At 34.5% G+C, this 11,212-nt stretch carries 2 protein-coding genes and 2 pseudogenes; 1 reads left to right on the top strand and 3 read right to left on the bottom strand.

From position 1 onward, the window contains the following. The 3 genes and pseudogenes from EDB96_RS20965 to EDB96_RS20955 form a co-directional block, all read right to left on the bottom strand. A pseudogene (locus EDB96_RS20965) lies at window positions 1–1,926 on the bottom strand (DUF11 domain-containing protein); the annotation flags it as partial. A gap of 129 nt (window positions 1,927–2,055) precedes the next feature. Next, a complete protein-coding gene (locus EDB96_RS20960) occupies window positions 2,056–6,114 on the bottom strand; it encodes a T9SS sorting signal type C domain-containing protein (RefSeq protein WP_134142920.1) in 4,059 nt (1,352 codons plus the stop codon). Window positions 6,115–6,519: 405 nt separating this feature from the next. Then, window positions 6,520–7,002, bottom strand: a complete 483-nt coding sequence (locus tag EDB96_RS20955) for a regulatory protein RecX (protein WP_134142919.1) — start codon at window positions 7,000–7,002, stop codon at window positions 6,520–6,522. Between the two features lie 277 nt (window positions 7,003–7,279). On the opposite strand from EDB96_RS20955, the pseudogene EDB96_RS20950 reads away from it, so the two are divergent. Next, window positions 7,280–11,212 (top strand): annotated as a pseudogene (locus EDB96_RS20950) (hypothetical protein); the annotation flags it as partial.

Raw genomic sequence — 11,212 nt, 5'->3', positions numbered from 1 at the left:
CCCGTTATAATTGATCATCCATGCAGCTGCATTGGGATCATAATAAGAAAACTTATCTCCCAAAGTATCCGGCGAAAGATTATAAAGTGTAAAACCAGGTTTTGTAACCGGAGTTGACCAATACGTTAAATCATATCGGCGTACAGAAGTTGCTCTTTTGTATACAATATCTCCTGTATTTACTGCATTTGTTGTTTGTAATAAACTAGAATTATTCTCAAAAGTCAAACTCCCATTTACAGTTACACTACTATTTACAGTTAAAGTTACTCCACTCGGAATAGTTACAAAAGCTCCTGAATTGACAATTAAGGAACAAATAGTGGTGTTGGTTGTAAATGGCTGATTTGGAGTTGTTGAAGCAATTATGGCTCTCCTATTTAGACCTGGAAGTCCTGTTGACCAGCTCGACCCATTCCATGTTGTTGAAGAATCTTCTCCGACATTTATATTAGATGTCGCTGGGGAATTACAGCTTCCAGTATTTACTCTAAAAGAATAGGAGCCCACTGCTAAATTTGGTACAGTAAACGTAGATCCAGTGCCACTATAAGTAGCAGAAGCAGTTCCTGTCTGTGTAATCTGCCAAGTTCCTGAAGCAGGTAAATTTGTTAAATCAATACTTCCTAAGCTTGCACAGGTAACAGGATGTACCGCACTAATTGTTGGAGGTGCAAGCAGGATGGTAATTGTTGCATTATTATTGTTGTAATCATCTCCAGAAATATCTGTGACAGTATTTAAAGATGGATCAGTTCCTGTAACTGTAGCAGAATTAACAATTCTTCCTGCAGCAACATCTGCTGGTGTAACTGTGTAAGTTGCCGTTATTGTTGCTGTTTGATCGACAGCTAAAGAAGAAATTAGATTACTTGAAAACACCATTCCAGGCATCGGGTCAGAAACACTGATATTTGTAATTGGAACTTGTCCTGTGTTTTTTATATCAAAATTGTAAGTGATGACGTCGCCTGCTTTACCACATGATGATAATGTTGCTTTTTTAATCATACTCAAATCTGCAATTTTTAAAGATTTTGTATTGAAAGCTATAAAAGCACAATCTGAGCTTCCTGAAAAAACTACTACAAAACGATCAACCTGAGCCGCATTTGCAGAAGTGATGCCAAAAGAACTAGTCTCGATTCCCAGCATTCTAATGTCTCTTGTAGCTGCTGGTGTAAAAGCCGTTACGCCATCTGTCGCTCTAAATAAATCTAAACTGTAAGTTCCAATAACCGAAACAGAATTAAAACTAACGGATATTTGATTACCTACAGTGTTTCCTGCTGCATCAACAAATTTAAATATATCTTCAGTTCCTGTTCCTCCTGGTTCGGCAACTTGGGTAACGAGTAAATCTGGAATATTGTCATTTATGCCTACTAAATTTAAATTGTTTGTTCCGATTTTAAATTCCGCAGTACCATTTGGAATGTTGGCGATTCCAGTTCCTAAGCTTAATCCATTCTTGCCATCTGTAAGTCTTGAAGCCCTTTCGCTTCCAGTTGATACAGCTCCTGCTAATGCTGGAATTAAGGTGGTTCCCGTTGCTGAGCCATCTATCATCGATCCTTGTAAAAAATAGGTGCTTGTGTTTGCTCCTAAAGTTTGAATTTTTAAAGCTCTAAAGTTTTGCGCATTATAAGAAACAGAATTTGTGTTTAATTTATTATCCTCTACACCTGTCGAGAAAGTTTGGCCTCTCCATTCAAATGCTAATAAATTATTGACATTGTCAGGACGATTTCCTACGCCTGTGGCTGCATTTGATGTCCAGTAACCAGTTCCTGTCTTATTCCAGTCAGTATGAATTCTGGTTATTGTATTACTTTGGCTTGTAATTTTTAATGATATCAGAAAAAAGAAAATAATTGTTTTTTTTAATGATAAAGAACGGAAATTCAATTGCTTTTTTGTGCTCATGAAATTTGTGGTTAAGATTGGTTGATAATGGGCTTTTTGGGTATGCTTTTAAATATTTTATATAAATTTTCTAACACGCAAAAATCCGACATTGATTAGGTGTCGGATTTTGTTATGAGTATAATCTCATTAATTAAAAATTATCTTTTTCGTGACTGTATGGTCATTATCTAAAATAACTTTAGCTAATAAAACTTGATTGCCAGACTGTAAATTTGATATCTGGAATTCATTCAAATCAATTTTGTTTTTAGTATAAATTAATTGACCTCCAATATTATAAATCTGTACTTCTTTTATATTTTCAGTAGTAGAATTTACTTTTATAACTTTTGATTGTACAGAAACTAAAACCCCGCTTTCTGAATTTTCAAAATCATCTGTTCCTAAAGTTTTAGAAGTATAACGAAGCACAAAACGGTCTGTAAAAGTTCCTATAGCAGAATCAAAAGAATAATTCGATTTACGCAAGTCTGTTATAGTTCCGGTAGTTTTATCTTCTAAGTAAACTGCCTGATCGTCAAATAATCCATCTGCATGATCAATTGAAATTGTGAAATTTGTTGCAACTGTGGTTTTATAACCAAGAGGAACTATATCTGAATTATCAAACGGTAATGCTCTACCTTGAACTGTTAGTTTTTTAGATTCATTAATACTGTAAAAATCTACAAATGTATTTCCAGCAATAGTTACAGCATCAAAGTTAGTATCTATGCTATTTGTAGCTCCTTCTGCGTATCCAATTAATAATTGTTTAAATGCATCTGCAGTATTGCTCAAATTTAACCATAGACGATTTTGCTCATTTGAGCTTGATTTAGCATTTGTTTTAAAAAATTGTGTATTCTTTGCGTTAATTCTATAATTGTTTTTAAATGTAACTGAGCTCACACTTGGTTTTGCAAAAAATGACTGCCCAGCGGCTATATATCCAGATGGCTCAACACCTCCTGAAGCTGCTCTCGTTCCTCCCAGCATAGTAAATGCTGCAAAATCGGCACTACCATATGAATAAGAGTTACTTCCGTTTATTTTCGCAGGTGGTGTCTGATGAGTCCAGAAATATAAGGCTCCTGTATTATTGTTTGAAATAAATTGTTTTGCATCTACAGCTGATGGATATGGATTTCCTATAAGATTCCATTTTCCACTTGTAACAGTAACTGAAACGTCCCCATTGTTAGGTGTTCCGAAGAATTTTGCTGTAAAATCTGAGGGCGTGTCAATGTCATAATACTGCGGTGCTCTTACATTATATCCTTTTCCAGGCTCCATAACCATTGTTCCATTATAATTAATAGTCCACCCGGCGATAGGGTCATAATAAGAATATTTATCTCCTAATGTGTCTGGTGATAAATCATGTAAGGTAAAGCTTGGATTATTTACAGGTGTTGACCAATAAGTTAAGTCGTAACGACGAGCATTAATTTTTCTCTGCATTTCAAAAGCGGTAGTATTTCCTGTAAACATAGTTTTACTTGTGCTGGTTTGAAGCAATGACCCACCATCTTGTACAAGTATTTTTCCTCCCGTTCCTACGGTTATATCTTCATCAACTGTTAACGTAATATCTTTTGGGACTGTTAAAGTATAATTTGGGTTGACAGTACAAGAACAAACTGTAACATCTGAACTTAATGTTGTGTTTGAATTGATAACTATTGAACTGTTCGTTGCAGGAGTACCTGTTCCGTTGTAGGGTGTAGTTACTCTTAGGAAATTTACAGCAACATTAGCATTTCCACCATCTTCTCTTAAACGAATTTCTACACGAGAATTACTATTTAATGCATAAGTAGTTGGATTATTAATTATAGTAGCAGTATTGGTATATCCAGACTGAGTAAATACTAAATTACCATCAATATATATTTGAGTTGCATCATCAGAATTTACAAGTTGTATTTGATATTGACCACAAGGAAAACCGCGGCGTTTAAATGAAACTGTAAAATTATCATCTGGCATTGGTGCTCCCTGCCAAATTGTTGCTGCAGAAGGCGATTTTGTAACACCCCAGTAAGTTTTTGAGTCAACGTTTAAGTTTGGATCTACATAATTTCCTGCATACACTGTATTTGCAAGGTTTAGATCATTTTTAACGTAACCGTAAACATTCCAAACTTTATCTCCATAAACTGTTGGGTCTCCTTTTATTAAACCAAATGATATAGCAGCTCTAGATGAACCATCAAATTCAAAATATTCAAGAACAAATTGATGTGTGCCAGCAGTCAAATTTTGTAAAACAGAATCTACAGTATAACTATGCTGATTCCATCGTTCCAAAACTTTTGTTCCATCTATATAAAGTCTAATACCGTCATCACTTCCAAGCATGAAGTTATAGCTACCAGCTTCAGTAATATTTGCAGTCATTTTATATCGAACAAAAAACCTGTCAGCTGGTGCTGTTTCACAAGAGATATTAGTTGTAACACCACTAACGGCCCCTTCTGCAACATTTCTATCAAAATTTTTATTTTCTGTTACTGTTCCAATGTAAGTTGCTATGCTTGTGTCTGGTGTAGTAGTTGGAGTTGCTGGATTTGGAGCAGTATTTCCTGTCCATTTGTAAACATATCCAATCCAAGACTCATTGCCAAAAGTTGTTTGATCACCAGTTGGTATACACTTTAAAATTTCATCAGCACCCATATAAGGTTTTACCCTTGCGTCACCATCAATGTCAGTTGTAACTCCTGAAATTGCAATCCCAGTAAGATCGTTATTAACAGTAACATCTTGTAAGTGATAATCGGTACTTGAAACAAACGTTGGTAAAATTATTTTAGAATTAGAGTCTGAAACTGCTGTATTCCAGTTAGTAGGTACAGTTGTTCCTGTTCCTGGATATTCAGTTCCGTTTATTCTATTTAGAAATTTATTTGTTGCATTTGTAACATAGTAATCATTATTACTAATTTGCCCCAAAGTTCCTCCATTATTGAAAATGGCATATTGTTTATTAGACTGAGTATTAACAAAAATATTGCTCTTAATGTTTATGCCTGATCCACCTGATATATATAAACATGAAGCATATGCAGTGCCAGTTGGAGCACCACTTCCTATAATGGTATTGTAGTAAATATTTGTAGAACTTCCACTTGCAATATGAATACTGTTTCCTTTGTTATAGAAATTTCCATTATTTGAATCTGTAGTAGTGTTGTAAACATTACTTATTATGTTGTTTATAATGCTATTGGCTCCGCTTGATCTACTTAAAATTCCTGCTGTAAAATAAGAATTATTATGTACTTCATTAATTATGTTATTAATTATATTTCCAGAAATTGTCCCTGAGCTTGTACCTAAAAGAATAACTGCAGCCCCGTCATTGCCTTGATTTTCAGTATTTCTAATTCCAGATATTGTATTGCCGGAAATTTCATAATTTAAAGCATAAGATAAATAGATAGCTCTAACTGGTTTTTCGGCAGTAACTGTACTTCCAATTTTGTTTCCTTGTATTTTCCACCCTGAAGGAGAATTTGCGGCAGTACTGCTTCCATTAACGTTAATTCCATCTTTCACATTAAACATGTCATTGTTTACAATGGAAATATTTGAATTAGCCCCATTATTTGTCTGGACATCAATAGTATTATTGCCGCCAATCGCGTTACTTCCCGAATAAACTCCGCTCAAAAGGTTTAATTGCTGATTACGAGTAGAAAATCTAAAATTGCTGTTTTTAATTGTAATATTAGTAGAACCTGTAGCACCATTACTAGCAATCCAAATTATCGCTCTTGCAGTATAACTTAGATTGTCGTTATTTATTAAAGTTAAATTTTTTGTATTTAAGGTCGAATTACTACCATCAATTATTATGTTGCTGGCTCCATTAAATCTAAAAACCGCTGGTACACCAGTTGAGGAATTAGGCATATTAGCATTAATAGTTATAGTCTTTCCTGCGTTTGGTTTAATTGTTAATGTATTAGTGGTAGTTGTATTAAACTGATTAATTGAAAGTAATGAGGTTAAGGTTTGATCCTCATCTAGTAAAAATTTAACAGGACCAGAAACTCCAACAGAATTAATCTGAGCAACCGCAAGCGCAAGTGTTCTAAAGTTGGGATTACTATTTGTTGAGCTGATAATATAATCGCCGCTTAATTGAGCAAACCCTAAAAAAGGCAACAATAAAAATAAAAGTAAAGTTTTTTTCATGTTAAATGTTTTCTATCAGTTTGTTATGCTGGCATAGGAGTTTTATGCGTCGCAAAGATATATACATCTACGTGCTCCAAATCAGGACGGTTTTGATAACCTATATATATTCGATGAATTGTTAAAAAAGTCGACGAAATACATATTAAAAAATAACAACTGGCGGGATTTCTTATAAAACAGCAAAAAAAAATATAAGAATAATCGTAAAATTTAACGTTTTTTGAGGTCGTTTTTTGAGATTTTAGACTGAAAAACGTCAGGTTTGGCATAAAATCCGCAAAAACGGAATATTTTACAACCAAAAGTTATTTTGTGTTAAATAAGGAATTTAATACAATTTTTGTGCAAGAGAAGTGATTTTGAAATAGTTGAAAAAATCATTTGTTAGAGGGAAAGACCATTCTAATTTTCTTCCAATTCTTTTACTTTTTCGTAAACCAAATTACTTTCATATCCTCTTCGAAGCATATAATCACAAAATTTTTTGCGTTTTTTTAAAAGATTACGTTCTGATATATTATTCCAAGATCTTTCGGCTAGATTTTCAAAAGTTTCAAAATATTCTTCTGGAGAAATTTCCTTCAAAGCCAATGTGATATTTGTTGACGAAATATGTCTTGCTTTCAATTCGTTTGTAATTCTAATCTTTCCCCAATGTTTAATACGGTGCTTACCACGCGCAAAGCTGCAGGCAAAACGAGTTTCATTAAGAAAGTCTCCTTCAATTAATTGTACGACAATACTGTTAACTTCATCAGAAGTCATTTTTAAGCTGTACAATTTAGCAACAACTTCATCATGACAACGTTCTTGATAAGCACAAAAATGCTCTAGTTTTTGTAAAGCTTCTTTGATAGTAAAAGTACACTTCGTCGGGTTTTTCATTCTTTTTAACGTTTAAATGTAATAATTGTCAATTAGTTATAAAATAATTCTAAAATTTGTTAATATATTCTGAAAAGAAATAAATTATAACCTTGTGGATTAGGCTAATTTAAATATTTTTGTACGGAAATTTTAACATTTTGATTTCTGATAAAAGTCAGGATTTTAACATTTTAGATTTCACTAAAATACCAAAAGACATTTACTTTTTTTTGAAAGAATGCCCTTTTTGCTTAAGCAAACCAAAAACAAATTTAAAACAAATACCTACTGTTATATGATGAGAAAACTACTTTACTCGTTTTTATTTCTTATTTCTTTTATTAGTTATGCACAATGTCCTTTCGGAAGTACGCAATTTGGAACTACTCAATCTATAATTTACAATAGAGAAGCTGTTGCAGGTACAAACGTTGGTACTGTTACTTTTACAAATGTGCCAATGGGTAGATATGTAGCAGTTAATGTAATTCAAGGATTAACTTATACAATTACCGCTTCATCAAACCAATCTTTTATAAAGCGAATTACATTTTTTAACCAAACTAATACAGCTGTAAATGTGGGCAGTGCTTTGGCAGGTTCAAATAATGGAAATGCGACTTCTACCAATTGGCTAGCTGGATTTACGGGAACATTATTTATTAGAATTAATAATAATTCTAACTGTACATCGACAACAGGGAATAACTCTACCATTACTGTAACTTATACAGGAGGTAGTAATGTAGAGCTTCAGGATAGGGAAGGAAATAATTCATGGATTGCTCATGTTTATGATTTCTCTGATACTGTTAGCGTAACACCTCTATCAGAGACAAATGCCTTTACTAATTCTAGTTACTTAGGGGCTTTCACACAAGCAAATAACATTGTTGGAAGTACAACTTCATTTTCTCAAAATTACGGTGGAGGAAATACGCCATCTTTTGCTTTTGTTGCAGGAGGTACTAATCAAACATTTTATGCTGAGACATTTGCTGTACGCTATAAAATGCGATCGACTTTGCCACAAGGTTGCTATTTTGTTCAAGTAAGGGGAGATGACGGAGTAAAACTTTCTGTAGACGGTGTTAAGGTTTTTGATGCATGGATCCAACAAGGTGCAACAGATTATACAAATATATTGGTTTATTTAAATGGTAATAGTCAGTTAGTACTGGATTACTATGATAAAGATGAAGCAAATGTGACAGATTTTAGCATTTATCCAGCCGAAAGCACGATGAATTCTGTTAATATTATAAATACTTCAGGTCCTGTTTATCGTTGTGCTGGCAGTAATTCAGTGCTAGATGGTTCAGCCATTACTTATCAAGGATCGAATATCAATCCATCAATTAAGTTTCAATGGCAATCATCTCCAGATAATCTGAATTGGACAGATATTAGTAGTGCAAATGGAGAGAATTATACAGTACCATCAACAAACCCAACTGCAACATCAATAGTTTATTATAGGAGAAATATTACGGGAACAGCAGCAAATGCGTCGTCATGTATTTACAGTACAGAATCAATTGCTGTTATAACAAGTCAAAATGTAAATCCCACTATTCCAGTTCTTTCAACAGCGACTAATATATTTTGCTCACAGTTTACTGCTAATTGGACTGTGGTAGGCTCAGCTTCAGGTTATTATTTGGATGTTTCTACAAATAATAGCTTTACAGCAATGGTTCCAGGTTATAATAATTTAGATGTTGGATTAGTGACATCATACAATGTTACTGGATTAAGCAACAATACACTTTACTATTATAGATTAAGAGCTTATAATAAATGTAGAAATAGCACAAGTGCTTCTTCTGGAGTTGTTTCAACTTCAACAGTATCGCCAGTAGCAACAATTAGTGGGAATGCAACAATTTGTCAAAATGCAAGTTCTCCAAACATCACTTTAACAAATCCACAACCTTTACCTGTTACTATCACTTATAACATTAATGGAGGATCAAATGCTACTGTAAATTTAGCGGCAAGTTCCACAGTAAATATTGCTGTTCCGACAACAAGCTCTGGGGTATTTGCTTATAATTTGGTAAATGTAGCTTATCAATCTGCTCCAACTTGCTCAAATTTACTTTTGGGTTCCGCAACAGTAACAGTTAATCCAGTCCATACATTAACTGCAGGCGGAAATAGAAGTGTTTGCCAAAACAGTGCGATGACGGATATCACAATGACATTGGGCGGTGGAGCAACAGGAGCAAACGTTACTGGTTTGCCGGCTGGAGTTACTAGCTCAGTTTCAGGAAATACTTTAACAATAAGCGGAACACCAACCGTTAGTGGTGTGTTCCCTTATAATATAACTACGACAGGAAATTCATGTACAGCAGCTACAACGAGTGGAACTATAACTGTTGGAATTGGAAACAACGTCATAAATTTTACAAATGGTACTTCCGGAACAGTTTGTGTAACTACTCCTGAAAATGGTACATCTAGTTTTACCGCTCCTACAGGAACATATTTCAATACAGTAAGTTTCTCAAGTTATGGATCACCAACAGGTTCTTGTGGCAATTTTGCAATTAATTATACCTGTCATTCTGCAACAAAAAGTCAATCTTTTGTAGAAGGACAACTTTTAGGTAACACAGGGACAATAACATTTTTAGCTAATAATGCAAATTTTGATGATCCATGTGTTGGAACTGTCAAAAATTATTATGGTTCAGCGGCTTATTCTTCTCCGGTATGCTCTGGTACAGTGCCAGGAACTATTACAGGTACAATCCCAACAGGAAGTGGAACTTATACTTATTTATGGCAGATCAGTACGACAAGTGCTACTGCTGGTTTTACTGCTGCACCCGGAACAAATAATTTACAAAATTATACTCCAATTAATTCTGTAACTGTAAATACTTGGTTTAGAAGAGTAGTAACTTCTGGAGGTACTTGTCCAAATACTTCTGCCGCTGTGTTGATAAAAGTTAACCCTTTGCCAACAATAGCTTCAGCAGCAACAGCTTCAACAATTTGTTTTGGCGCAACAAGTACTTCATTAGTATATACAGGAACAACTGGAGTGCCAACAACATATAATATAACGTGGAATTCTACGCCATTAAATAGTTTTTCTCCAGTTACAGATGCTTCACTTACAGCAACCCCTATTTCTATTGTAATTCCATCTACAGCTACAGATGGCACGTACACAGGAACAATAACTGTAAAAAATGCAAATGGTTGTGTGTCTATGGGTAATACTTTTAGTCTTGTCATTCGCCCTCAATTTACATCTGGAGCAATTAATACCACAGGGGAAACAATTTGTTCTGGAGGAACTCCTTCTCAAATTGGAAGTACTACTGCAGCAAGTGGAGGAGATAATATGATAACATACAAATGGCAGGCAAACGGAGTTGATATTGCAAGTTCAAATTCTGCAACATATACACCACCAATAGGATTAACAGCTACTACAGTTTACAGAAGATTTGCAAATGACGGGACATGTAATACTACGCCAACCTTATCAACTGGAACATGGACGGTTACTGTAAATCCACTTCCAACTACTCCAACACTAACAAAAAATAGTGATTTTACTTGTACTAGTTCAGGAAGCGTTACATTAACAAATCTTCCATCTGGAACTTGGACAATTAAGCAAACGGGAACAGCATCACAAACAATTACTGACACTGGAAGTTCTCGCAATATTACAGGATTAGTAGCAGGAAATTATGATTTTACGGTTACAAATGCTGCAAGCTGTACTTCAAGTCCAGTAGTATCAGTTAATATAGTAAACCAAACTTCAACAACAACTTGGAATGGTTCAGGCTGGTCAAATGGTAATCCAGACGGAACAAAAACTATTATTATTGCTTCAACGGCTAGTCAACCATTTACAATAAGTACTCCAAATGTATCAGGATGTTCATTAATAGTTAATTCTGGTGCGGTTGTTACAATTCCAAGCGGAGTGACTCTGACCATTACTAATTCGGTTACCACAAACGGCCAGTTAATTTTTGAGAATAACTCAAGTTTAGTACAGACTACAAATGCAGTAAACACAGGAGATATTGTATACAAAAGAGCAACTTCTGTACGCCGTTATGATTTAACGTATTGGTCAACTCCGGTTACAAAGCCTGGTTTTACACTCTACAATCTCTCGCCTAATACTTTGGGAGATAAGTTTTCTTATTATGATCCCAATGCAGCTGCATGGATGATCAATTATAACGGT

Origin of the sequence: Flavobacterium sp. S87F.05.LMB.W.Kidney.N, assembly GCF_004366435.1 — a bacterium.
GTDB lineage: Bacteria > Bacteroidota > Bacteroidia > Flavobacteriales > Flavobacteriaceae > Flavobacterium.
Note: the sequence above shows the minus strand (reverse complement) of the source record. Positions and strands in the feature narration are given on the sequence as shown.